The sequence below is a fragment of the Psychrobacter sp. NG25 genome (assembly GCF_015234355.1).
Taxonomy (GTDB): Bacteria; Pseudomonadota; Gammaproteobacteria; order Pseudomonadales; family Moraxellaceae; genus Psychrobacter.
Genome location: NZ_JADGMV010000006.1, coordinates 73,172 through 97,253 on the forward strand (window position 1 = coordinate 73,172; position 24,082 = coordinate 97,253).

The window sequence follows — 24,082 nt, forward strand, 5'->3', positions numbered from 1 at the left end:
AAAAAACATAAGAATGGGTAGCCCATCCTCTAATTAATCGCAAATCACATTCAATGTCAACTGCTAAGCGAGTCGGCGCTGTAAAAAATTAAAAATTATAACTCAATGGTAGGTTTTGACGTATAAATAGGGGTTAAACCAGTCCAGTGGCTATCATTATAGTTTATAATCAAAAAACCACAGCATAAGCTGTGGTTTCTATTATAAGTATATAGTGGCTACATACTTATTTTAGCAATCAGTTACTAAAAACTATGATCGCCTGACAGTGCTAAATCTAGCGAGCTGGTCGCAAAATTATGCTCTGGTTGATTCAGAATATCGCGAGTGATTTTACCAGCGGCAATTTCACGTAATGCCAATACAGTAGGCTTGTCGTTATCGACATCAACCATTGGCTCAGCGAGACCTTTGGCCAATTGACGTGCGCGCTTGCTTGCTACTAAAATTAGTTCAAAGCGATTATCAACATTATCCAAACAATCTTCAATCGTCACTCGTGCCATAAATAGCTACCTCGGTTGTTTTTATTAGTCTCGGACTTTACCGCTACTCAATAAAAATAATATCAAAAATATAAAAGGGGAATAGCTAGACATTATAGCATTTTTTGCCCAGTCGCGTAGTTGCTTTTTGCGTATCTGTTTGTCGCTACTTAATTTATGCGCTACTAGGCAGTTATCAGTGCTTGATTTATACGTCTACGTTGCTGTTGAGCAAGTTACTAATCGTGCGATGATAACGCTGCTGCTGGCGAGCAAGTGTCTGTCTATCTGCCACGATAATCGCCTTTAGCTCAGTCAATGCGACTTCAAAGTTGTCATTAATGATAACAAAGTCGGCGTTCACATACTGCGACATCTCGTTAACTGACCCTGCCAAACGTTGCTCGATAACTTCCACACTATCTTGTGCACGAGTCGACAAGCGCTGACGTAAGGTGGCGAGACTGGGCGGCAAGATAAAAACCATCGTGGCATCAGTAAATATTTTTTTGACTTGCAACGCACCTTGCCAATCAATCTCTAAGATGACATCAACGCCTGCCTCTAACTGCGTACGCACGCTTTGTTCTGACGTCCCATAATAGTTACCAAATACTTCTGCGTGTTCTAAGAACTTGTTTTCATCAATGGCTTTTGTGAAGCTATCCACGTCGGTAAAATGATAATGATGACCATCAATCTCGCCAGGACGCGGGGTGCGAGTTGTGTGTGACACACTGACGGTTAAGTCGTTGGTTGTGGCAAGTAATTGCTTTACCAGTGAAGTTTTGCCAGTACCAGAGGCGGCGGTAATAATAAATAATGAACCTGTCATACAATTTGTCCTAATGGAGTGTGTTCTGATAAACAGTTAAAGACTGGTAAAAATAAAAATCATCATCATACAAGGCGATAGGGGTTACGTTATTATAAACTGTTAATGAATACGTCATTATAAACTGCTTTTGTGGCTTTTATTTTAATTAAAGCCAGTCTTGTCCAGACGCTACTGTTATAACAGTGAGTTGTATCACTCATTGCTATTAGTACATGCTATTTTCAAGAGCAATAAAAGCAAATTATGCTAAAGTAGCAGAATGAATTCATCCCAATATTTGAATTGAAGCTTTTAAAATAAGCTTTAACTATAAATTATCTAATGATAGGCCTTCTTATGCAAATTTATCTTGCCAATCCACGTGGATTTTGTGCTGGTGTGGATCGCGCGATTGCGATTGTGAACGAAGCATTAACACGTTTTGAGCCACCTATTTATGTTCGCCACGAGGTGGTACACAACAAATTTGTAGTTTCTGACTTGGCCAATCGCGGTGCAGTATTCGTTGAAGAGCTTCATGAAGTTCCAGATGGCTCTATCGTTATTTTTTCTGCTCACGGCGTGTCAAAAGCGGTGGAAGATGAAGCGGAGCGTCGTGATTTAACGGTATTTGATGCTACGTGTCCGCTAGTGACCAAGGTACACATTGAGGTCGCCAAGTTTGCACAAGATGGGATGGATGCGGTATTGATTGGTCATGCCGGACACCCTGAAGTGGAAGGCACCATGGGGCGCTTTAACCGTCGCCATGGTGGTCATATTCATTTGGTTGAGGATGAAAGCGATGTCGCAGCCTTGACGGTACAAGACCCTGAGCGTTTAGCATTCGTCACTCAAACCACTTTATCCATGGATGACACGGCACGCGTTATCGATGCGTTACGTGAGAAGTTCCCTAGTATTCAAGGCCCACGTAAAGACGATATCTGCTATGCCACCCAAAACCGCCAAGATGCGGTAAAAGACTTAGCCAGTCGCTGTGAGGTGGTCTTAGTCGTCGGCTCACCAAATTCATCGAATTCTAACCGTCTGCGTGAATTAGCAGAGCGTATGAATTGCCACGCTTATTTGATTGATAATGCCAGTGAAATGGACAGAAGCTGGTTAGAGGGTGTGCAGAGTATAGGTGTGACTGCGGGTGCATCAGCGCCTGAAGTATTGATTCAAGAAGTACTGCAACAGCTCCAAGACTGGGGTGGCGATCTACCTAGCGAGTTATCAGGTATTGAGGAAAACGTGATATTTAGTTTGCCTAAAGCGCTACGTATTCCGATTACCCAAGTCGGCAAGTAGCGTAAAACCAGCTACTATGAAAGTTCACGATTAAAATAACCTACTATGAGCACAGTAGAATGAACAAGCAAAACAATAAATTTGTACTAGCAACTGCCACTCTCGCTGAAGTTAATAAGCAATTAAAAATTAATATGCTGGTGACTGTGGTAGTAGCATTTGTGTTGTTTATGAACATGATGAAGTTCATGTCAGAAAAAACATTTTTTTATGCAGCACTTGTTGTGCTGATGATTTTTTTATTATTTTTCATAAGAAAAGCTCGTAATATCCTCATGCTAAGAAAGCAAGAGCTTACTCAATAGAATAAAAAACAAAAAATATAGGACAGTTATGACCGCTTATTATAAGTTTATCAAACGAGAACAGCAGGATGATGGCGTTAGCGTGGCATATTATCAGCCGACCAAGCATGCACAAGGTGCTTGGAATGAGCATGAGCAACACATGGCACCAGCGACAGGTTTGCTTACTGCTGAGCTAAAAGGTTATGCACCGCAAGCAGGTACACGTATTGCCCGTATTAGTCTCGATATTTTAGGGTTAATACCGCTCGATGACTTTACCATTACCACGCGTTGTATTCGTCCGGGCAAGACCATTGAGCTGGTTGAGGCAGTGATGAGTAGTCATGGTCGCGATGCCATCATTGCACGAGCGTGGCGACTCATGACGCAAGATACCAGTCCTATAGCAGGGCTTGAAGATCAAAAAGCCAAACATAAACCTGAAGATTTACCAGTTTGGGAAGATATGAAAGGCTGGCCGGGTGGTTTTATCGAAAGCGTACGCCTAGTTGCAGAACCTGACCGTCGCCCCGGTAAAGGAATGGTATGGATCACCAATGACATGGAGATGATCGAAGGTGAGCCTACCGATGACATGGTGCACTTGCTAGGTATGGTCGATACTGCCAACGGTGTCGTACCGCGACTTGGTCTTGGGTTGTCAAAGTTAGAATGGATGTTTCCAAACACTGATTTGCAAATTCATATGCATCGTATACCGCAAGGCCGCTGGCTCGGTATCGAAGCCGTACAACAGTATGGCGATGATGGAATAGGACTGACCAGTGCCGTGTTGCATGATGTACATGGACCTTTTGGTCGCAGTGAGCAAATTCTGACTATTCGTCCGATGCCGCGCTAAACGTTTAATGATTTTTATTGTTTTAAAAAACAAAACAAAAATATGTATTTAATATATTTTACATAATCATAGTAATCAGTTGTAATGGTGTCTATCAAGACAATATTACTGCACTGAAGGTTACTATGAAAAAGAACAATCGGTTTTCAAAAAAACTCACTACTATTTTGGATATATTGCTAGAAGCTTATTCAGAATAAGCTGTGCAACTTGAGTTGTTTGCTATTGAAAGAAAGCCTTTATAAGTACTGAGCAACAATAAGTACTATCTGAAAACACCGCTTTAGGAAACTAATGCGGTGTTTTTTATTGAATAACCCATTTACGCTTGAAATTTTCTTCTATGCCCCTATTAGTATAGACAGTTTAACGATATTGCATACGGCAGGTTTTCTAATATTAGTAAGTCAGCTCTCGCAAATTTATCGTTATCTTATAATAGGTCTTTCATAGAATTTAAAGGAGTTTTTATGAGTGAAGCAACTCAAGCTGAAGGTCTGAATCCAGAATTAAAAAAACATACGTTTGAAGCAGAAGTAGCGCAGTTGCTGCATCTAGTGACGCATTCACTGTATTCTAACGCTGATATCTTTGTCCGTGAATTGGTGTCTAATGCCTCTGATGCTTGCGATAAATTGCGTTTTGAAGGCACAAATGATGACAGCCTTTACGAAGATGATGGTGAGTTAAAAATTCGCATCGCTGTTGATAAAGACGCTAAAACTATTACTTTTACCGATAATGGTATTGGTATGAATGAAGCGGATGCTATCGAAAACTTAGGTACGATTGCGAAGTCAGGTACCAAAGCATTTTTAGACAAGCTTTCTGAATCGCAAAAGCAAGAAGGCCAATTAATCGGACAGTTCGGTGTTGGCTTCTATTCAGGTTTTATTGTGGCAGATACGATTAGCGTTGAATCGCGCAAAGCGGGCGAGCATGCAGATACAGGTGTGCGCTGGGTATCAGATGGCACTGGTAGCTTCACGGTTGAGCCTATCACGAAAGCGACACGCGGCACTGCGATCACTTTGCATCTAAAAGAAGAGTACTCTGAAGGCGAAGACAGCTATTTAGATCGTGGTAAAATCAAGCGCTTGGTGAATAAATATTCTGACCATATCAGCTTGCCGATTCAGATGCGTAAAGAGATCTGGCAAGAAGACGTAAAAGAAGATGAGAACGACGACGCACCTACTGGTGGCGAGATGGTATTGACTGACGAATGGGAAACCATTAATAAGGCCAGTGCATTATGGACACGTTCAGCATCTGAGATTGAAGATGATGAGTATGTTGATTTTTATAAAAACATCTCATATGACATGGATGCACCGCTTACGTGGACACATAATCGTGTAGAAGGCCGTGTGCAGTACACTCAGCTTTTGTATATTCCTAAGAAAGCACCTGCAGACTTATATACTAGAGAGCAGCAACATGGCCTCAAGTTATATGTCAAACGTGTCTTTATCATGGATGAAGCAGAGCAGCTGCTACCGATGTATCTGCGCTTTGTCAAAGGTGTTATCGATTCAGCAGATTTGCCACTGAACGTCAGCCGTGAGCTGTTACAAGAGTCTCGTGATGTGAAGTCTATCCGCGATGGTAATGCACGTCGTATCTTGACGACATTGGCAAGTTTGGGCAATAGCGAAGATAGTGATAAGCAAGAAAAGTTTGCGCAGTTCTATGCAGAGTTTGGTGATGTTATCAAAGAAGGTCTTGGCGAAGACATGGGCAATCAAGAACGTATTGCCAAATTGCTTCGTTATGCCACCAGCACGCAAGATGGTCTAAAGACCAGTTTTGAAGACTATAAAGGCCGTATGAAAGAGGGTCAAAAGGCCATTTATTATCTAACGGCTGATAATTTGGCTGCGGCAAAAAATAGTCCGCAACTCGAGCTGTTCAAAAAGAAAGGCATCGAAGTTATTTTGATGACTAGTCGTGTCGATGAGTGGGCGATGAACTTCTTAACCTCATTTGATGAGACACCGCTGCAAAACATCGCAAAAGGCGCAGTAGATTTAGGTGACTTGCAAGATGAAGCCGAAAAAGCTGAAGCGTCAAAAGCAGAAGAAACCTTAAAGCCAGTAGTCGATAAGCTCAAAGCAGCTCTAAGCGAACGTGCTAAAGACGTAAAAGTATCTACTCGTTTGGTTGATAGCCCAGCTTGCTTAGTTGTGGGTGAAGGTGAGCTGTCGCCGCAGATGATTCAAATGCTTAAGCAGATGGGGCAGGATGTACCAGAGAGCAAACCAACGCTTGAAGTAAACCCTGATCATCCATTGATTAAGAAGCTTGAGAGCAGCGAACAGTTTGATGATTTGGCGCAAGTGATTTTTGATCAAGCATTGCTAGCAGATGGCGGTCAATTAGAAGATCCAGCAGCTTATCTAAAACGTGTTAATGAGTTATTAATGAGATAATGACTGGTATTTAATGAAAAAAGAGGTCTTGTACGCAAGGCCTCTTTTTTGTTTGTTTTTTAGTTCAAATATGAGCAAATTTTACAAATCAGCCTTATCCTCTTGACCGACAATCCGTTACAATCGCGATAGATTAGCGAGCTAAACTATTAGGCAGTATTTGATGCCTCTTATAATCATTTCATAGTGAATTAAATATAAAATTGATGTTTATAGGCCATGCAAAAATGTAAGTTAAAGGCACTAAATGGCTAACATATCAAAACATAGTCAAAGTATTGGTAGATTAGTATGGTGGCAATCTTGTGTGTGGTACAGCTGTACTATGTACACTCGGTTGCCTTGTACTAACCCTAAATTACCTCGACTATACTTATCATTGACTCACTTTATTTTCTCGGCTGGCTAGAGGTCTAAGTCTTTGTCACTTGCGTCGTTAAAAACCGTATCTCTTCAGCGCTTTTCGCTCAACTTCGCTGCCAATATTATTGCAACCTTATGGATGCTGGTAGGGTCGACGCGTGCGTTTTCTTGGGTCAAGCCCACTTTTATACAGTTTGCTGTGTTTGCGCTGTTAGCACTCGGTAGCAATGTATTGTTTTCTTGGTTGGCTGCCGAAAGTGGCAGTATCTTTAATGAGCAAGGGTTGGTTAGTTATCTAATTTGGCCAATGATTATTCTATTGAGCGGCATTATTCTGGCACGGCGTGCTGGTAATCAAGCGCTGGTCTTTGTGCCCGTAGTGTTGTGGTTGGTTGCTGATACATTGTCAGCGCTATTACAGAGCTTGGTGCAATACTTGAGTAGCTATGGTTGGTTGCCCAATTGGAGTTATTCATTTTTACCCATCTTATTTTTAGTGCTGTTTTTATGGCAGACGTTAGCGTTGATGTGGATTTTCTTCCATCGCTTGCGTATACCGTGGTGGGAGCGGGTGATCGTACTGGTAGGTGCCGTTGCACTTCTAACGATTTGGCAGCGTAATGTCGCTGACCAACCCATATTCAAGCAAATTCCTGTAGAGCCTGTCTTAGAAGAGGCCGCATTATATGAGCAGCCCCGTTTGTTACAGCAAGCATTAAACAGCATTGATCCAAGTACGCCAGGTAAGACCGACTGGTACTTCATGGGTGTTGCAGGTTTCTCTGATCAAAACGTTTTCCGTTCTGAGATTAATAAGGTACGTGAGCTGTTTGATGTGCGTTTTGGCACCAGTGGGCACTCACTTTCATTGATTAACAACACTTATAGCTGGATGGATGAGCCAATCGCTACCAAGACCAGTATCTTACGTGGCCTAAAAAGAATCGGTCAGCAGATGAATGCTGACGAAGATGTATTGTTCCTCACGTTATCCTCACATGGCGACGAGGACGTCGTGCAACTGGCCAATCCACCGGTTGAGATGGATAATTTAGATGCCGCTTGGCTACGTGAGGCACTAGATGCGTCAGGTATTCGCTGGCGTGTGATTGTGGTATCCGCTTGTTATTCAGGCTCATTTATCGATGATTTAGCATCTCCAACGACCGTGGTAATTACTGCATCAGCCACTGATAAAGCCTCATTTGGTTGTACCAATACAGCAGAGATGACTTACTTTGGGCAAGCATTTTTTGCTGAGAGCTTACGAAGTAATACCAGTTTCGAGACAGCATTTAAGGACGCTAGATTGCGTGTCAGTGAACGCGAAAGCTTGATGGGCTTTGAGCCATCAGAGCCGCAGATGGTCATTGGTAGCCTGATGGAAACAGCATTACCTGCGTTTGAACAGGTGTTGTTCGATAACACACGACCATCCGTCGCTAGTATCACTAACGAGTCTGATACAGCTATTAATATCGTTAATAACAGTGATGGTAATCAGCCAGTTGTTGAGACCGCCAGTACTACAAACTAAACATCGTGTATTTTGCTTTGAACAAAAGGAACATCACTCATGAACTATTCTTATAATCACAGTTTATCCGCCAACTCACCGCTGACAAAGAAAAGCGTGAATCGCTGTTTTGATGGCGAGCAACACTATTATAGTCATCAATCAACGTCTACTAAAACGCCAATGACTTTCAGTATTTATCTGCCTGACGAAGCGCTTGCTGGCCGACTTTGCCCAGCGATTCTTTACTTGTCAGGCCTCACTTGTAATGCTGATAATGTCACGCACAAAGCGCATTTTCAGCAGAAATGTAGTGAGCTTGGCATGATATTGATTGCGCCTGATACTTCTCCTCGCAGTAGTGAAGGCCATGATGTGTCCAATGATGAACGCTATTTTGTGGGACAAGGGGCTAGCTATTATGTCGATGCTACTCAAGCACCTTGGGCAGACAACTTCAATATGCAAAGCTATATCGTCGATGAGCTATATGATTTGCTGCGCTCAGAGTTCCCAATCCATAGCATTGGTATCACGGGGCACTCGATGGGTGGTCACGGTGCGTTGCTTTTAGGATTTAAATTCCCAAGTAAGTTTGTCAGTGTTTCTGCACTGTCGCCAGTATGCGCTGCCAGTGAGTCAGCATGGGGTGAGGCTGCTTACACTGAGTATTTTGGTAAAGATGAGTCACTATGGTCGCAAGCAGATGCCTCAAAAATGATCGAAAAAGTCGGTCAGCAGTACTCAAGTATTTTGGTTGATCAAGGCGCTGCGGATAATTTTTTAGCAGAAGGTCAGTTGCAAACGTCTAAGCTACAACAGGCTTGTGAAAAAGCCAAACAGCCTTTAACATTGCGTTATCAGGCGGGTCACGACCACAGTTATTATTTTATTCAGAGCGTTATCAACGACCATATCGAACATCATTGGCGCATGGCACAACTTAGCTAGGCATTGATATTGAACGCTTTTCACTAAGCCGCTCAACACGCGTTAATGTTTAAAAGGTAAAATTATGGCAAGTTATCAAGATTTAACCGCATCTAATTCCGATGCGAATTCAATACGTGAGACCCATTCAATACGTAACACCCACTCAGAGTCTAAAAGTGCGCCGTCAGCACTTGAGACTATGCAAGCCGAAATGGATGCCGCTCTAAAAAATAAACAACGCACCAGTATTACTGAAAATGGCAACCAAGTCTCTAAAGCTAATTCAGATGAGTTTATCGCAAAAAACATCAATGACGCTGGTGATATAGTGCTTGATGAGATTCAAGTCTCGCGAGTGATAGAGATGGCATGGGAAGACAGGACACCGTTTGGCGCTATCGAGCACAGCTATGGTCTCAATGAAGCGGGAGTTATCAAACTCATGCGCCAAGAGCTCAAGCCGTCGTCTTTTCGATTATGGCGTCAGCGAGTGAGCAACCGCGCTACCAAACATCAAGCGAAACGAGATTTTGGCGTCGGGCGTGCTTATTGTAAAACCCAGTATAAGCAGCGCTAGTCATCTGCACTCAATATCAGTCGCTTGATGACTGCTATAATAGACAAGCCAGTCGTAAGCTTTTTTCTATTTTATTAATACTTTATTTATACATCAATTAGGTAGCTCAATTATGATTAGTCCTTCTAAGCCATATCTTATTGCACCATCGATACTCTCAGCTGATTTTGCACGTTTAGGCGAAGAGGTTGAAAAGGTATTAGAGTCGGGTGCCGATGTAATTCATTTTGATGTGATGGACAATCATTACGTACCCAATTTAACGTTCGGTAGTATGATCTGTAAGGCGCTGCGTGATTATGGCATTGATGCACCTATCGATGTACATCTGATGGTATCCCCTGTTGATAGTATGATTGAGCAGTTTTTGGAAGCGGGTGCGAGTGTGATTACTTTCCATCCAGAGGCCAGTGGACACATTGATCGTTCATTGCAGTTGATTAAAGATGGTGGTGCCGAATGTGGTCTGGTATTGAACCCAGCGACGCCATTACACTATTTAGACTATGTGATGGATAAAGTGGATCAAATTCTACTGATGAGTGTTAATCCTGGCTACGGTGGCCAGTCATTTATCGAGGGTACTCTAGACAAGGTGCACCAAGTTCGTCAGCGCATTATTACCAGTGGCCGAGACATTAGGTTAGAAGTTGATGGTGGTGTCAAAGCCAGTAATATTCGTGCGATAGCTGAGGCAGGTGCTGATATGTTCGTCGCAGGTTCTGCGATATTTAACCAAGAAGACTATAAGGCTGCTATCGACGCCATGCGTGTAGAGCTTGCATTGGCTAATAACTGTTAATAATTGCCAATAGCTGTCAATAACTGCCATATCGTGTGATAGCGAAAATGCCCCAATGCTATTGGAGCAAAAGAGTCTTAAAATATGCTGTATAACTTATAACGATGCCTAAAAGCAAGTTACGTAAAGGTAGGTGAAATATGGACATAAAAAATTCAATCAACTCGTCAGTGTCGCCGGAATCAGAAGTAAGCACAGCGCAGCAACGCAGCTTGGTACCGAAAGGTATAACTATCGGCCTAGCGGTGTTTGCGCTCGTTCTCAGTCTAGCAGGTTATGGTTTTCGTCTAATGGTCGGCGATGATGTCGGAGAAGTATTGCGCCATGCAGCCGTAATCGTGCCCTCATTTGTACTGGGTATTCCCTTGTTATTCTGGGTAGGATCACGTATTTTTAACAAGGTTAAAGGTATGCATATCGAGAGCTGGAATGCTATTAGCTTGGGCTATTTGACGTCTTGTATTTCGATGCTATGGTTGATGGGTACTTATAGTTAAAGGCTTTAGCAGCAAGGACGATGCTACTTAATAAGGTAGCGTTGTCATATTTTTATAAGCTGTTTTCTATACACTTTTTAATCATAAAGTCATGCTATATAAGTATGACTGGGATTTTACATGCGAATTATGCCAGCCAGTATTGCCAACATTATTTACCCAAAAGATTTACCAAACGGTTTGTTTACGAGCTTAATTATAGCGTGTTTGCTATTGGGTTTGGCTTCGTTGCGTAATGGTACGGATTTACAAGGTTGGCTAAATGTCATTGAAAACTGGCTACTCATGCTGTTGATACTGCCTACTGCGACTGCCACCGTTGCATTACCGTTCAAATATCGCGATCGCACGCTTGAGCTAAAGCTTGTTTATTACCTTGGTATGTTTGTGGCCTTCTTATTTACGCTAGGAAAGCTGCGTTACTGGCATTGATCTTATAAGAAATATCTTATTTAAGTGCCCATCTATGTAGAAGACTTATGTGACAGCCCTTGAATTCCAATGTGAAAGCGTCCATTGTATGAGTAAGACAGTTTCCCCGTATTACTGCAAAACAATAATGTGGCTATATGCGATTTTTTGCCAGTATTGGACGGGATAATAAGGAGCAAATTCATGCCATACGATATCGATATCGATAACGATATAGAAGTAGATAACGAGAGTACCGATCAATTTGCAGGATTTGCCAAAGAGACCACACTTGAGCTAGTAGAAGCGGATGATGGTAGGTTGCTATTGCGTGATGCCGAACAAGATGAAGCACCATTGATGACCATTGATTTTTCTGAAAAACTCAAAGAGCTGCTTGGTAGTGATACTCAAGCGATTGGTCAGCACATGATTCATGCAGCGATTCAGGTCATTATGCAAAAGCAGATGAGCCAATGGCATGCACATGTCTATGATAAAGAGCCAACGCACTACAGCTGATAAGTGATTTGATTAGTCGCTAGCGATAATTAATCAAAACGAAAAAAAGGGTTTATCAATTGATAAACCCTTTTTTTTCAGATAAAACCATTGATAAAAATGGTAATTATTTGATTTTAGCTTCTTTGAAGATCACATGCTGGCGTACTTTTGGATCAAACTTTTTGATTTCCATTTTGCCAGGCATAGTGCGCTTGTTTTTAGTAGTGGTGTAGTAATACCCAGTACCAGCTGTTGATACTAACTTAATTTTATCTCTCATGATAGCTTTCCTGTAAATGAGGGGTCTTCAAACGATAGGTACGGATCTAAAATATTAAGTAGCCACATAAGATGTAGCAGAAAAGCAGCTCAATTGCTGAAAATTATCAACATATCGAGCTGCAAGTCTTAACTTAAACTTTTTGACCTTGTGCGCGCATATCTGCTAGCACTTTATCGATACCAAGTTTGTCAATAGTGCGCATACCTTTGGTAGACACACGTAGACGTACAAAACGATTTTCAGACTCTACCCAAAAACGATGGTTATGAAGGTTTGGTAGAAAGCGACGACGGGTTTTGTTGTTTGCGTGCGAAACATTATTACCCACCATAGGGCGCTTTCCAGTCACTTGGCAAACTCGAGACATGGCGAACTCCTAATCTATGAGGTATGAGTTTTTCTCATACCAGTCTGGGCAAGTTGCACGTTTTTGCGGCATGGACACAGCAAGCGGCAGCTTTGCACCAAACAAAACTATATGAATGTTGAGTTGATATTACTGTTATCTAAAGGCAAATAACAAGCATACCAATTCAGAAAATTTTAAAGCCGACATTTATACCATAAAAGAGATGAATACTCAAATATTTTTATGATTATTGTTGGTTTAAAGGGTGGTCATTATACCCTGAAATGAATGGGCTATGTTGTTGATTGTTTAATAGTAAAGATTAATTTTCACTTGAGGTTATTTTGTATCAGTTATTATAAAAAATCATCAACTCAGTCAGCAAAGACTCGCAAAAAAGACTAAAATAGTCAGTTTCCTGTGCTACTAGCATTTGAACCTAGTAGCGAGTTTTATTTTTAATTGGGCTTACTATGTCAGATAATACAAAAACGGTTTCATCATCGAATATACAGTCGAGTACCACTTCTATAAATATAGCCGCTCCAGTTGCTATCGATACCGCGACATTGCTGATTAAATGCAAAGATCAAGCAGGCATCGTACAAGCCGTATCTGAGTTTATACATCGCTATGGCGCCAATATCATTACTCTCGATCAGTATTCAACTGCCCATGAAGGCGGTCAGTATTTTATGCGTTTAGAATTTGCCTTAGCAGGACTGAGCGATATTATTGATAATTTTGAAGCCAGTTTTGGTCATACAGTAGCCAAACGCCACAATATGGAATGGCGACTACACAATAATGCAATTAAAACTAAGGTCGGTATTTTGGTATCGAAGTTTGATCATGCATTATTAGATTTGTTATGGCGTCACCAGCGCGGTCTTCTTGATTGCGAGATTACCTCTGTCGTCAGCAACCATCCTGACCTGCGTCAATCGGTAGAAAACTTTGGTATTACTTTCCATCATGTACCAGTGACTAAGAATAATAAAGCTGAAGCAGAAGAGCAGATTCATGAATTGATGGCAGGCAATGACTTGCTCGTGTTGGCGCGTTATATGCAGATATTATCGTCTGACTTTGTGAAGCGTTGGCCGATGCAAGTTATCAACATTCATCATTCGTTCCTACCGGCCTTTGTGGGTGCAGACCCTTATCGTCAAGCTTATGATAAAGGCGTGAAGCTGATCGGTGCAACGGCGCACTATGTCACTGCTGAACTGGATCAAGGGCCTATCATAGAGCAAGATGTACATCGTGTGACGCATCGTCAAGGTGTGACAGAACTGCGCGCTATTGGCCGTGATATCGAGCGTAATGTACTGGCGCGCGCTGTGAACTGGCATGTGCAGAACCGTGTGATTGTGGCAGGGAACAAGACCGTGGTTTTTAACTAAAAGATCGAGTAGAAGACTCATATAATGTGATGGTGGTCGGCAGTAATAACTATTGCTGTCGACCATGATGCCTTTGCTGATTTTATCTTTTATAACAACATCTCTAAAACAAACTTGCTACCGACAAAACCAATGGCCAGTAGAATAAAGGCGTAAATGGTAATGTTGGCAGCACGCTTACCACGCCACCCTGCCCGCCAACTACCAAATAGTAGTGTGCCAAACAACAACCATGAGAGCAGGCTAAAGACAGTCTTATGGACAATGTGCTGAGCCATCAGGTCTTGCACATAGACAAATCCAATGCCGAGCGCAATACTGAGCAAGACAAAGCCCACCAAAAGCATATCGAATAATAAGCTTTCCATACTTTGTAGTGAGGGGAGTTTGTTGACCCAAAATCGATGAATCGTATGATGCTTAAGCTCGCGTATTTGTAGGCGTAAAAATAGCGCTTGCACCGCTGCCATCAGCAGCACACAATAGGCGGCGAGAGAGAGCAGTATATGAGCCTCAAGTCCGATACTGATATCAGTAATAGGCTGATAAGGTGCACGTCCAACATAACCAATGGTCATGCCCATGAGTGCCGTTGGCGCTGCTAAGATGCCAAGGCTAATGATGGGGCGATAGAGACTAAAGAGCATATAGAAAAACAAGAAAAACAAACTAATCAGGCTAATGGTATTAAACAGGTTGAAATTTAAACCATAAAGGGTTACGACATAAGGATAGAGCAGCACTGCGTGCGCGACCATGCCAGCCGTCAATAGACCCAAACTGATGTCTTTCCGAATAGGTGTGCTTCGAGTCAGCGCCCAACCGATGTAAATGCTGACTAAGATATAAGCTAGGCTAGCAAGTAAGAATGCAAGGTGCACAGACATAAAGCCTCGTCTCATACTGAGTGAAAATAGCCGCTCAGGTGAATGCTAAAGTGGTATTATTGGAATGATTAGAATAATTATCCAATTTATCATAAAATGGCAGCCAATTGAGTACCATCTTGCGTATTCCTTATAAATGTTTAGCCAGAGCAAGTTAAATAGAATAATAGCCCTAAATGATATATTTAGGAACGAACGATTTTGCAAAAACCCTATAAGTTTTGACCCTGCTTGATGCTATAGTATTGATAATACGCTTTTTATAGGGCGTTTTTAGAGGATGTGAGCCAATAGCTAATACCTCATAATGCACCCTAATATTATTTATAAGCCATTCAAATGGTTTAACCGAGAATTATTTTAACTGAGAGTTATTTATGTTTGATACCTTAACAGAACGCTTATCGTCGAGCCTGCGCAATATCGTGGGTACTGGACAGCTGACCGAAGACAACATCAAAGACACTATGCGTGAAGTGCGTATGGCGCTACTGGAAGCCGATGTGGCGCTACCTGTCACTCGCGACTTTGTTAAGCGTGTTAAAGAGCAAGCACTTGGTGCTGAAGTCCTGAAAGAGCTAGCCCCAGGACAAGCTTTTGTCAAAATCGTCCATGACGAGCTGACTGAGATGATGGGCAGTGCCAACCAACAGCTAGAGATGACGGGTAAGCCACCTGTTGTTTATTTGCTTGCAGGTTTGCAAGGTGCGGGTAAAACCACTACTGCTGGTAAGTTGGCCAAGTTTTTACAAGAGCGTCATAAGAAAAAAGTCATGTTGGTTTCAGCTGACGTCTATCGTCCAGCCGCCATCAAGCAGCTTGAGCAAGTCGCAGGTCAGGTAAATGCCAAGTTTGTGAATTCAAGCGCTGACGAAAACCCAATCGATATCGCGCTACGTGCTATCGAAGAAGCAAAAATCCAATATCAAGACATTCTGATTATCGATACTGCTGGTCGTCTACATATTGATGACACGATGATGGATGAAATTAAGGCGCTAACAGCTGCCGTCAATCCATCTGAGACGCTGTTTGTCGTTGATGCGATGACAGGTCAAGATGCTGCCAATACTGCCAAAGCCTTCAATGATGCGCTGCCGTTGACGGGTGTTATTCTGACCAAGACAGATGGTGATGCACGCGGCGGTGCTGCACTTTCTGTACGTGCCATTACAGGCAAGCCAATTAAGTTTTTAGGTCGCGGTGAGAAACTAGATGAGTTAGAGCTGTTCCATCCTGAGCGTATTGCTCAGCGTATTCTTGGTATGGGTGATGTACTGAGTTTGGTGGAAGAAGTCGAGCAAAAAATCGACCGTGATAAAGCCGAAAAAATGGCGAAAAAGATGCAAAAGGGCGGCGAGTTCGACCTTGAGGATCTCTTGACGCAGTTCCAGCAAATGAAAAGCATGGGCGGCATGGCAGGATTTTTAGACAAGATGCCAGGCATGGGCGGCTCTGATATGCAAAAAGCAGTCGAAGATGCCAAGCCAGAAGAAAAAGTGCGCGAAATGGAGGCGTTAATCAATTCTATGACACCATTTGAGCGTAAAAATCCTGATAAGATTAACCCAAGCCGTAAGCGCCGTATTGCTGCGGGCTCTGGTCGTGAGATTCAAGATGTCAATCGCTTGCTCAAACAACATAAGCAAATGGCCAAAATGATGAAAATGATCTCCAAGCCTGAAGGCATCAGTAAAATGATGAAGTCTATGCAAGGACTGATGGGCGGCGGCGGAGCAGGTGGCGGCGGTGGTGGTCCACTATTCGGTGGCGGTGGCCAACAAGGCGGCGCAAAGGATGTGAACCCAGAGCAAATGGCAAAACAGATGGGTCTTGATCCAAATAACATGCCGAGCACTGAAGAGATGCAAAAGCAGATGCAGGAAATGCAGAATCAAGCGCCAAAGAAGTTTAAAACGCGCTTTTAAGCAATAGCTGTCTGTATTGTCTATGACTGTCTGATGGAAACCTCAAAACTGATATGGTTTTGAGGTTTTTTCTTTTCCTTTAATTCAATTCAGCACTCATGGATAAAGTATGGAAAACGCAGAAAGTAATAAAATTCGTCTGCCCTAAATGCTATGATAGGCGCTATTTTACGAAGCTAGCACGCTTTTATAATATTCAGTTATCAAGTTACTTTAAAATGCCCAGACTATAAGCCGAGGTTATAATGTTTTTAGCAATGGATACCGTGTTTGATCAGTGCTCAATCGCAATTTTGGATTCGAATGGTCAGGTGCTATCGAGTCATACCGAGACTGGTAAACGTCAGCAGACTCAGCAGATTCTGCCAATGATTGATGCGGCTTTATCCGAAGCGCAGTTAAAGCTTGCTGATATACAGGCATTAATATTCAATCGAGGTCCTGGTGCATTTAGTGGTATTAGAATCAATACAGCAGTGGTGCAAGCGCTATCTGTGGCACATGACAGCCCTTGCGTAGGCGTATCTAGCTTGCAAGCAATTGCACAGTGTGCGTATCAGCAGTATGGTCTGACGCAAGTATATAGTGCGCTTGATGCCCGTATGCAGCAAGTGTATTTTGGGCAGTATGCAGTAATCGATAGTGAAGCAGCCATTATGCAGCCAGTCTTGGCTAACGATAGTGATAGCACTGAGCAGCTGTTAGATTATGACAGTCAGACTATGCTCGATATAGCCATTGTTGGTAATGGCTCAGGTCTATTAACATTGCACGATAATCAGATTTTTCATGAAGACGTGTCGCCGGATGCAGTAGTTATCGGTCAGCTCGGTATCGCCCAGTTTATAGCGGTAGGTGGGACCGAAGCATCACAAGCTTTACCAAAATACTTACGTAACCAAGCTTGGAAAACCCTTAAAGAGCAAGGTAAAGCGTAGTCAATCCCTATTATTTTCAACGCTATGTAAAATATAACAACACACTAAAAACTGTACGAACCAATAGGTCTGTATCTAGGAAAGCCATCGTGGATATCATTTTATTAATTCAAGCTGTCATCATGGGTATCGTTGAAGGTATCACTGAGTTTTTACCCATCTCTAGCACTGGCTACCTAATTTTATCAGCAGATGTGATGGGCTTCTGGACCAAAGAAAAGGTCGATCTATTTGTCGTCGTTGTGCAGCTAGGTGCTATCTTAGCCGTTATCTATGACTATTGGGGCAGACTATGGCAAGCGCTTATGGGCTTGCTAACTGGTAAAGCAGAAGGCATGACCAATCCAAGACAGCTAGGACTTAGCTTAATTGTCGCCACCATTCCTGTGATGATCGTTGGCTTTACCTTTGCCGATGAAATAAAAGCCTATTTATTCAATCCTATCGTCGTTGCGATTATGCTCATCATCGGTGGTCTGCTAATATTTTATGTAGAAAAATGCCCTAAGACGGTCATTGCAGAAGAGGCAGAAGACGTCAGCATGAAAACAGCATTGATGATTGGTTTGCTTCAATGTTTGGCATTGATACCAGGTACGTCACGCTCGGGGGCGACTATTATTGGTGCGCTATGGCTAGGTGTCTCGCGCAAAGCGTCAGCAGAGTTTTCATTCTTTTTAGGTATCCCAGTTATCGTAGGCGCGGCACTATTAGACTTAATCAAACATGGCGATGTATTGACCAATAGTGAAGACTGGCTAGTATTAGGCGTTGGCACAGTCGTATCATTTATCGTTGCTTTACTCTGTATTCGCTTGCTAGTAGCATGGGTGAGCCGTCGTGACTTTACGATCTTTGCTTGGTTGCGCATTATCACTGGTATCATTGTATTGGTCGCCGCTTGGGGCTTTGGTTATCAAATGGCAGGTTAAGCCATCACGATGATTGATGGCTTTATAAGTAGTAAAAAAGAGGGTAGTCATGAGTAGTTTGCCACACGCTTCTAAACAGGCTAATGCCTTTATACAATGCCAGTTACTCTATGTTAATGAGTCGCAGCAAGACCAACTGAATAGCTTGCAAGTATTGATAGAACAGCACCGATTACCCATCGCATTGAATGCTGAGTTGTCTGTCGATAAGTTAACGCAAAAACGTCGTCAGCAATTAAGCCAAACAGCCATTCAACCTATCTTGTTATTGGATGATAAAAATAAACTATCATGGCTAAGTGATGGGTTAAGTGTCGCACCAGAGTGGGACAAACTGCAACGTCGTGTGGTGAGTGCAGGACGAAAGTCTGAATTGCTATTACAAGCTACCAAGCTCACATCGGATAGCTGCATCATTGATGCGACGGCGGGTTTTGGGCATGATAGCTTGATATTGGGCAGTACAGGTGCCCAAGTCATCATGCTTGAGCAGCAGCCTTTGATGGCATTGCTTCTACTTGTAGAGCAGCAGCGAATGAGCATGTTGCCAAATTGGCAAAAGCTGATGTCGCGTCTACAGATTATAAATACGGATGCGCTTAGTTATTTTGAAAGACTAGAAGCTGATTCAGATACTAGTGAGAGTAACGTTATCGATGTTGTCTATCTGGATCCTATGTTTCCAGAGGATAGCTATCAAGATAGCAAGACAGGCAAGGGTGCTAAAGTTGGTAAGCACATGCAGGCATTGCATCAATTGGCAAGCCCTCCAACATTGGACGAAGAATGCCAGCTGTTAGTATCCGCAAAAGCGGTTGTCAGTAAGTATGAGCAGCAATCTGGGCGCGTTATCGTAAAACGACCTCAGCATGCGCCATTGTTAGCAAGCCAACAACCTAATGAAAGCTGGCATAATGAAGCAGTACGTTTTGATGGTTATTTTGTTTAGAACGCTTTAACTATGGTATTTAGTGATGAGGATGCACCCTAGTTAGCAGGTTTATAATCATTAAGTTTAAAAAAATGGATTTAGGAGCAAGGAATGTCAACGCTAATTATTTGGGCCATGGGTGCGGTGCTATTATTAATCAATATCATTTTGCGTACCCGAATCCTTCGGCTTGAAGCGCGTCTAAAAGAGCTGAGCAATCCACAAGAGCAGTTGGCATTTTTGCGTCAGCAAGCAGCAAAGAAAGATAAGATTCCGGCGATTAAAGCGTTACGCAAACAGTATCCTGAGCTATCACTGGCTGATGCCAGTCGATTATGGAAACAAATTCAGTAGCCAGCAGTCAGTTCATTAAGCAGACATTCTAGTCGCTCTTAGCAAAGTCTATAAGGGCGCATACAACATATTCTATTGATGATAATAAAAAGCCATGACATTTAAAGACAAGTTACAGGCCTATATCCAGCTAACGCGTTTTGATAAGCCAGTGGGTATTGAGTTGCTGCTATGGCCAACATTATGGGGCGTGCTGCTGGCTGCGATGGGTCAAGCACAGCAGCAAGGAGCAACGGCAGCGCTGCCAAGTCTCAAAATATTTATAATATTTGCGCTGGGTGCGATTTTTATGCGGGCAGCTGGTTGTGCGATTAATGACTTCGCTGATCGAAAAGTAGATGGCCATGTGACCCGTACCAAAGGACGCCCATTAGCGGACGGACGTTTATCAGGTAAAGAAGCCGTCGCTGCATTTTTGATGTTGGTGTTATTAAGTGCCAGTCTGTTATTTTTCTTACCTATTGCTGTGTTTTATTGGTCGCTTGGTGCCGTTATATTGGCGTTCATTTATCCGTTTATGAAACGTTATACACATTTGCCGCAAGTATTTTTAGCAGCAGCTTTTGGCTGGGCGATACCGATGGCTTATGTGGCGGTACAAGGTGCTCCTGATATCTGGTGTTGGTTATTGTTTTTAGCTTATATGTGCTGGACGGTAGCTTACGATACGCAGTATGCCATGGCTGACCGCGAGGACGACTTGAAAATTGGAGTAAAATCAACAGCGATACTATTTGGCCGCTATGATGTGATCATTATTTCGCTGCTACAAACCCTCTTTTTGCTCATTATGGGCGTGGTTATATGGCATTATTTTGCGCCGACTACGTTGGGTGTTACGCCAGTATTTGGTTTGGCATTAGTGGCTATGATGTTTGCCAAGCAAAATAGTGCTTGTGCTAGCTACAATGCATTAGCTTGCTTTCAGGCATTTTTGGCTAACATATGGGTAGGACGCTACGTCTTTGCCCTCATTGCCATCGCTTGTATATGGACGACATTTAATGGATAAGTTCAATAAATTGCCAAAGTTCAAAGCAAAAAGACCATCTGAGGCGAATGAGTCAGTCATAGATTATCAGGCAAGGTTGGCTGAGCATGGTCTAACACGCGAGCAAGTCATCGCGACCGAACGTAAACTGGCAAAGTTTGCCAATACAATGGATTCGCTAGTACGGATACCGTTTACCAAACAAGGCATGGGTGCGGATGCGGCGCTTTCAACCATTCCATTGGCGGGCGATTTAGCAGGACTGGCACTGACAAGTTATGCATTTATATTGGGTCGTCAATTGGGTGTGCCAGCGCATAAGATGACACCAGCAGTCAGGCTAGCACTTATTGATATGGTAGTGGGTATCGTGCCTGGTATTGGGACATTGCTCGATATATTTATTCGTCCGAGTCGTAAGACATTGGGTATCGTGCATGAGCATCTACACGATGAGTATGGCATTACCGAAACGATGCATATGGATCGACCATTTTTACATCAATCCCTAGAAGGTAAGCAACAGCAAAGTCGTTTTGGTTTTTTTTGGCGTAAGCCAATCGTCGCTTGGCTATATTTGCATATCCCTGATATTTTAGGGTTAATCGTCATTGTGGTGATTGGTTGGGGATTATGGGCAATGGTAAGTTGGTTGGTCAGCCTGTTTGGGCAAACCACTGGGTTTGGCTAAAATAAAAGAATAAGCAAAAAGGCGGCATACGTTACTATTTAATCGTAACGTATGCCGCCTTTTTTATGACAAATTTTTATAAATGTCGAGGCTTAGATGTTACTCAGTAATGACCTCTGCGTCAGCGCTGATGGCATCAAAGCTCGTGACTTTGTTATTTTGGACGAGATCAACAGTGCCTCCGCCAGCATGGCTGACCAACTGAATACTACCATCGTTTGAACGATACGTAGGGTTATTACCTTGACCTTCTGGTGCACTTAGCGTCAGCTTTGGTTTATTGGGCAAAGTGATGATAGCATTAAGCATGCCTGCTGCCGATGTTTGAAAGACAACGGATAGGGTTTCACCTGCTGCATTTTTATAACGGACATCCGTGATTTGTGCACCTTTAATGGCTTGCTCAGGATTGGGTGCTACAGCAGCACTGTTTGCTGATGTATTAGTAGTATTAAGGTCACCCTCTAACTCACTCAAGTTAATATCACTCTCTGAATCTGTTGGTTGCGCTGTGGTACTGTCGGTATTGCTGTCTAAGCTTTCATCAGCATCAATGCCGTTGATATTGGTCGTGACGGGCGTTGTTTGTACCGCTGTTTCCGTCTGTACTTCATTAGCCGCTTCAGGTTCCGGATCTTTTTGGCAAGCAGTCAGTAGCAATGCACTAAAGAAAACAGCAGGGATTACTTTATAGTAAGACTTGGATTTTAGTGGGTTTAAAGTAAGGTTGTTCATAATAGGGTAATTATCCAATAAGCGTGCTTTAAGCACAGTAAGATGCAAGAGTCAGTGGTGCTGTCAAATATTAACCGTAATAACCAGCTTTCGCTGCTCGCCATATTTTTCGAGATGGTCTCTATGCTCACACAAGTAAATACCTTGCCACGACCCCAATCCTAGCGTTCCATTAATAAGTGGAATGGTCAAACTCACGCCAAACAGCATACTTTTAAAATGGGCTGGCAAGTCATCTGAACCTTCTAGGGTGTGGCGATACTCTGGTTGATCAGCGGGTGCGATTTTGTTGAGCCAGTCTTCGGCATCTAGCCTGACATCTGGATCAGCATTTTCGTTAATGGCTAGGCTAGCAGAGGTATGCTGCAAAAATAGATGTACCAATCCTGCATTGTCAGAGTGAGGTATCAGCTGGTCAATCGCGTCTTCAACTACCGGAGTGATAATATGAATACCACGTGCATAAGCAGGTAACGTAAGAGTGGTTTGGTGATATGACATACGAGACTCACTTTATCTTTAGACTATCGGCTGCCATGCCACTTTCTTTATAGACATCATCCAGATATCGGCGGCTGGCCAGTAACTTATCAACGACCCCATTTTGGCTTTGGGTATTCAGCTTTTGTGAAAAGTCTAAAATTGAATTTAACTGACTTAATACGACGTCATAGCTGGTGTTTTGTTGATTCCTATCAATGATGACTGTTTTTGCATAGTGCTGATCAAGGCTTAGATAGTCAGTAATTAATTCTGGCACACGTGTCGCGATGAGCTTATTAAGGGTGAATAATTGCGATTCAGTGATTTCATAATGATGAGTAGATTCATATTGCTGCCCAATATCATCCATCGTAGCTCGAAAGACCTTAGGAACTTGCTCATCATAGAGCAATTTAATAAAAGGGTGGTGAGCTGAAAAATTAATAACGTCAAGTTTGTTAGTTTGGTTATTCTCTACCTTTTCTATTGAGGCTAGCTCTGCTTGAGACTGGATCGCGATATGATGCGCAGATGCTAGATACTCTTGATGACGTTGTATAGAGTCATTGTGAGTGCGCTTAGATTTTTCTTTCATCACAAAAAATATGGGCACGATAAGAATTAGGCTAAGCAAGATGAGTAAGGCAAAAAAAGACATGTCGGGACTCTGGCATTAAAAAGGCTGTTTATCTTAAAAATAATTTTAGATTACAATATAACACGCTTGTGTTATGTTAAGGCAAAACAGAGGTCGATAAAAGTTGTCCCTCTTTACTGAATATTTGCTTATTTTAATTAAGGACCACGATGAACAATGACACTATTACTAAGAGTCAGCTAGCTGCGTATAAGCCGACAACTGCATATGTCGGGACGTCTTGGGCAGTCATGCTGGTCGGTGTGCTTGCGTATCTACTGGGACTATGGAATGCACAAAGTATGTTATTGAATGAAAAGGGCTATTATCTAGCAGTGCTGGCGCTTGGTCTTTATTCGGCAATCAGTTTGCAAAAAACCTTGCGTGATCGTAGTGAGGGTATTCCAACGACGAATATGTATTACTTAATCAGTTGGGCAGCTTTAGGATTGTCTATTGCACTTATCGTGATGGGTCTAATGAATGCGGGAGGCTTAAGTCTCAGTGAAAAAGGCTTTTATATGATGGCATTTACCATGAGTTTGTTTGCTGCTGTGACCATTCAAAAGAACACGCGTGATGAGGCACAAATTCGAACCTTGACTGCTAGCCCCATGGCTACAGTAAAAAATGATGGCAGCGCTAAAATTGCTCATCAAGGGGCACCTGAATCTGATTCTGGCAAATCCCTCTTCGGTTCGGTTAAATCTAGAATGGAGGGCAATGATTAAAGCTTT

28 protein-coding genes are annotated in these 24,082 nt (G+C 42.6%); 20 read left to right on the forward strand and 8 right to left on the reverse strand.

The genetic code is table 11. The features are described 5' to 3' along the window. Positions 1 to 245: 245 nt before the first annotated feature. Together rpoZ and gmk are read right to left on the reverse strand one after the other, a co-directional pair. The gene (gene rpoZ / locus IPZ60_RS10115) at positions 246 to 506 is read right to left on the reverse strand and encodes a DNA-directed RNA polymerase subunit omega (RefSeq protein WP_110923274.1); all 261 of its coding nucleotides are present in this window, start codon (positions 504 to 506) and stop codon (positions 246 to 248) included. Positions 507 to 693: 187 nt separating this feature from the next. Then, on the reverse strand, positions 694 to 1,320 hold the full coding sequence (gene gmk, locus IPZ60_RS10120) for a guanylate kinase (protein ID WP_194197676.1): 627 nt from the start codon (positions 1,318 to 1,320) through the stop codon (positions 694 to 696). A gap of 339 nt (positions 1,321 to 1,659) precedes the next feature. On the opposite strand from gmk, the gene ispH reads away from it, so the two are divergent. The 11 genes from ispH to IPZ60_RS10175 all read left to right on the forward strand — a co-directional run bounded on the left by ispH (position 1,660) and on the right by IPZ60_RS10175 (position 11,818). Further along, entirely contained in the window at positions 1,660 to 2,616 is a 957-nt protein-coding gene (gene ispH / locus IPZ60_RS10125; protein WP_110923272.1) for a 4-hydroxy-3-methylbut-2-enyl diphosphate reductase, read from the forward strand. Positions 2,617 to 2,675: 59 nt separating this feature from the next. Beyond that, complete coding sequence (locus IPZ60_RS10130) at positions 2,676 to 2,921, forward strand: hypothetical protein (protein ID WP_110923271.1); 246 nt, start codon at positions 2,676 to 2,678, stop codon at positions 2,919 to 2,921. Positions 2,922 to 2,949: 28 nt separating this feature from the next. Next, positions 2,950 to 3,765: a thioesterase family protein gene (locus IPZ60_RS10135; protein ID WP_194197677.1), complete on the forward strand. Its 816-nt coding sequence runs from the start codon at positions 2,950 to 2,952 to the stop codon at positions 3,763 to 3,765. Between the two features lie 470 nt (positions 3,766 to 4,235). Next, a complete protein-coding gene (gene htpG, locus IPZ60_RS10140) occupies positions 4,236 to 6,197 on the forward strand; it encodes a molecular chaperone HtpG (RefSeq protein ID WP_194197678.1) in 1,962 nt (653 codons plus the stop codon). 421 nt (positions 6,198 to 6,618) lie between these two features. Continuing rightward, the gene (locus IPZ60_RS10145) at positions 6,619 to 8,097 is read left to right on the forward strand and encodes a C13 family peptidase (protein WP_194197679.1); all 1,479 of its coding nucleotides are present in this window, start codon (positions 6,619 to 6,621) and stop codon (positions 8,095 to 8,097) included. Between the two features lie 39 nt (positions 8,098 to 8,136). Next, positions 8,137 to 9,027 carry an S-formylglutathione hydrolase gene (gene fghA, locus IPZ60_RS10150; protein ID WP_194197680.1) on the forward strand — a complete coding sequence of 297 codons (891 nt, stop codon included), beginning with the start codon at positions 8,137 to 8,139 and terminating at the stop codon, positions 9,025 to 9,027. A gap of 307 nt (positions 9,028 to 9,334) precedes the next feature. Beyond that, entirely contained in the window at positions 9,335 to 9,586 is a 252-nt protein-coding gene (locus IPZ60_RS14325; RefSeq protein WP_320108735.1) for a TIGR03643 family protein, read from the forward strand. A gap of 112 nt (positions 9,587 to 9,698) precedes the next feature. After that, positions 9,699 to 10,388 (forward strand): ribulose-phosphate 3-epimerase, encoded by a 690-nt coding sequence (rpe, locus tag IPZ60_RS10160; protein WP_194197682.1) that lies wholly within the window; start codon positions 9,699 to 9,701, stop codon positions 10,386 to 10,388. Between the two features lie 140 nt (positions 10,389 to 10,528). Beyond that, a complete protein-coding gene (locus IPZ60_RS10165) occupies positions 10,529 to 10,885 on the forward strand; it encodes a hypothetical protein (protein WP_194197683.1) in 357 nt (118 codons plus the stop codon). A 120-nt stretch (positions 10,886 to 11,005) separates the two neighbouring features. Further along, positions 11,006 to 11,317, forward strand: a complete 312-nt coding sequence (locus IPZ60_RS10170; protein ID WP_194197684.1) for a hypothetical protein — start codon at positions 11,006 to 11,008, stop codon at positions 11,315 to 11,317. 183 nt (positions 11,318 to 11,500) lie between these two features. Then, the gene (locus IPZ60_RS10175; protein ID WP_194197685.1) at positions 11,501 to 11,818 is read left to right on the forward strand and encodes a hypothetical protein; all 318 of its coding nucleotides are present in this window, start codon (positions 11,501 to 11,503) and stop codon (positions 11,816 to 11,818) included. Positions 11,819 to 11,924: 106 nt separating this feature from the next. Here IPZ60_RS10175 and rpmG read toward each other — a convergent pair whose 3' ends face one another. After that, positions 11,925 to 12,080 carry a 50S ribosomal protein L33 gene (gene rpmG / locus IPZ60_RS10180; protein WP_010201403.1) on the reverse strand — a complete coding sequence of 52 codons (156 nt, stop codon included), beginning with the start codon at positions 12,078 to 12,080 and terminating at the stop codon, positions 11,925 to 11,927. Positions 12,081 to 12,213: 133 nt separating this feature from the next. Further along, positions 12,214 to 12,450, reverse strand: coding sequence for a 50S ribosomal protein L28 (gene rpmB, locus IPZ60_RS10185; RefSeq protein WP_010201401.1), 237 nt, complete (start codon positions 12,448 to 12,450; stop codon positions 12,214 to 12,216). Between the two features lie 455 nt (positions 12,451 to 12,905). On the opposite strand from rpmB, the gene purU reads away from it, so the two are divergent. Beyond that, positions 12,906 to 13,838, forward strand: a complete 933-nt coding sequence (gene purU, locus IPZ60_RS10190; protein WP_227669328.1) for a formyltetrahydrofolate deformylase — start codon at positions 12,906 to 12,908, stop codon at positions 13,836 to 13,838. Positions 13,839 to 13,927: 89 nt separating this feature from the next. On the opposite strand, the gene IPZ60_RS10195 is transcribed toward purU, so the two are convergent. Then, positions 13,928 to 14,719, reverse strand: coding sequence for an inner membrane protein YpjD (locus IPZ60_RS10195; RefSeq protein ID WP_370463031.1), 792 nt, complete (start codon positions 14,717 to 14,719; stop codon positions 13,928 to 13,930). A 383-nt stretch (positions 14,720 to 15,102) separates the two neighbouring features. Here IPZ60_RS10195 and ffh point away from each other — a divergent pair, with 383 nt between their 5' ends. From ffh to IPZ60_RS10230, 7 genes are all read left to right on the forward strand, one after another. After that, positions 15,103 to 16,653 (forward strand): signal recognition particle protein, encoded by a 1,551-nt coding sequence (ffh, locus tag IPZ60_RS10200; protein ID WP_194197687.1) that lies wholly within the window; start codon positions 15,103 to 15,105, stop codon positions 16,651 to 16,653. Positions 16,654 to 16,898: 245 nt separating this feature from the next. Further along, on the forward strand, positions 16,899 to 17,591 hold the full coding sequence (gene tsaB, locus IPZ60_RS10205; RefSeq protein WP_194197688.1) for a tRNA (adenosine(37)-N6)-threonylcarbamoyltransferase complex dimerization subunit type 1 TsaB: 693 nt from the start codon (positions 16,899 to 16,901) through the stop codon (positions 17,589 to 17,591). 89 nt (positions 17,592 to 17,680) lie between these two features. Then, complete coding sequence (locus IPZ60_RS10210; RefSeq protein WP_194197689.1) at positions 17,681 to 18,523, forward strand: undecaprenyl-diphosphate phosphatase; 843 nt, start codon at positions 17,681 to 17,683, stop codon at positions 18,521 to 18,523. A gap of 49 nt (positions 18,524 to 18,572) precedes the next feature. Then, entirely contained in the window at positions 18,573 to 19,472 is a 900-nt protein-coding gene (locus tag IPZ60_RS10215) for a class I SAM-dependent methyltransferase (protein WP_194197690.1), read from the forward strand. A 93-nt stretch (positions 19,473 to 19,565) separates the two neighbouring features. Continuing rightward, a complete protein-coding gene (locus IPZ60_RS10220) occupies positions 19,566 to 19,808 on the forward strand; it encodes a hypothetical protein (protein ID WP_194197691.1) in 243 nt (80 codons plus the stop codon). A gap of 94 nt (positions 19,809 to 19,902) precedes the next feature. Next, on the forward strand, positions 19,903 to 20,820 hold the full coding sequence (ubiA, locus tag IPZ60_RS10225; protein ID WP_194197692.1) for a 4-hydroxybenzoate octaprenyltransferase: 918 nt from the start codon (positions 19,903 to 19,905) through the stop codon (positions 20,818 to 20,820). Continuing rightward, the gene (locus IPZ60_RS10230; RefSeq protein ID WP_194197693.1) at positions 20,813 to 21,490 is read left to right on the forward strand and encodes a DUF4112 domain-containing protein; all 678 of its coding nucleotides are present in this window, start codon (positions 20,813 to 20,815) and stop codon (positions 21,488 to 21,490) included. The genes ubiA and IPZ60_RS10230 overlap by 8 nt, the downstream gene beginning before the upstream one ends. Positions 21,491 to 21,589: 99 nt before the next feature. On the opposite strand, the gene IPZ60_RS10235 is transcribed toward IPZ60_RS10230, so the two are convergent. The 3 genes from IPZ60_RS10235 to IPZ60_RS10245 all read right to left on the reverse strand — a co-directional run bounded on the left by IPZ60_RS10235 (position 21,590) and on the right by IPZ60_RS10245 (position 23,366). Further along, complete coding sequence (locus IPZ60_RS10235) at positions 21,590 to 22,225, reverse strand: hypothetical protein (protein WP_194197694.1); 636 nt, start codon at positions 22,223 to 22,225, stop codon at positions 21,590 to 21,592. Positions 22,226 to 22,288: 63 nt separating this feature from the next. Further along, positions 22,289 to 22,726, reverse strand: coding sequence for a secondary thiamine-phosphate synthase enzyme YjbQ (locus IPZ60_RS10240; protein ID WP_194197695.1), 438 nt, complete (start codon positions 22,724 to 22,726; stop codon positions 22,289 to 22,291). 7 nt (positions 22,727 to 22,733) lie between these two features. Continuing rightward, positions 22,734 to 23,366 carry a hypothetical protein gene (locus IPZ60_RS10245; RefSeq protein ID WP_194197696.1) on the reverse strand — a complete coding sequence of 211 codons (633 nt, stop codon included), beginning with the start codon at positions 23,364 to 23,366 and terminating at the stop codon, positions 22,734 to 22,736. Between the two features lie 149 nt (positions 23,367 to 23,515). Here IPZ60_RS10245 and yiaA point away from each other — a divergent pair, with 149 nt between their 5' ends. Continuing rightward, positions 23,516 to 24,076, forward strand: a complete 561-nt coding sequence (yiaA, locus tag IPZ60_RS10250) for an inner membrane protein YiaA (protein ID WP_194197697.1) — start codon at positions 23,516 to 23,518, stop codon at positions 24,074 to 24,076. Positions 24,077 to 24,082 lie beyond the last annotated feature (6 nt).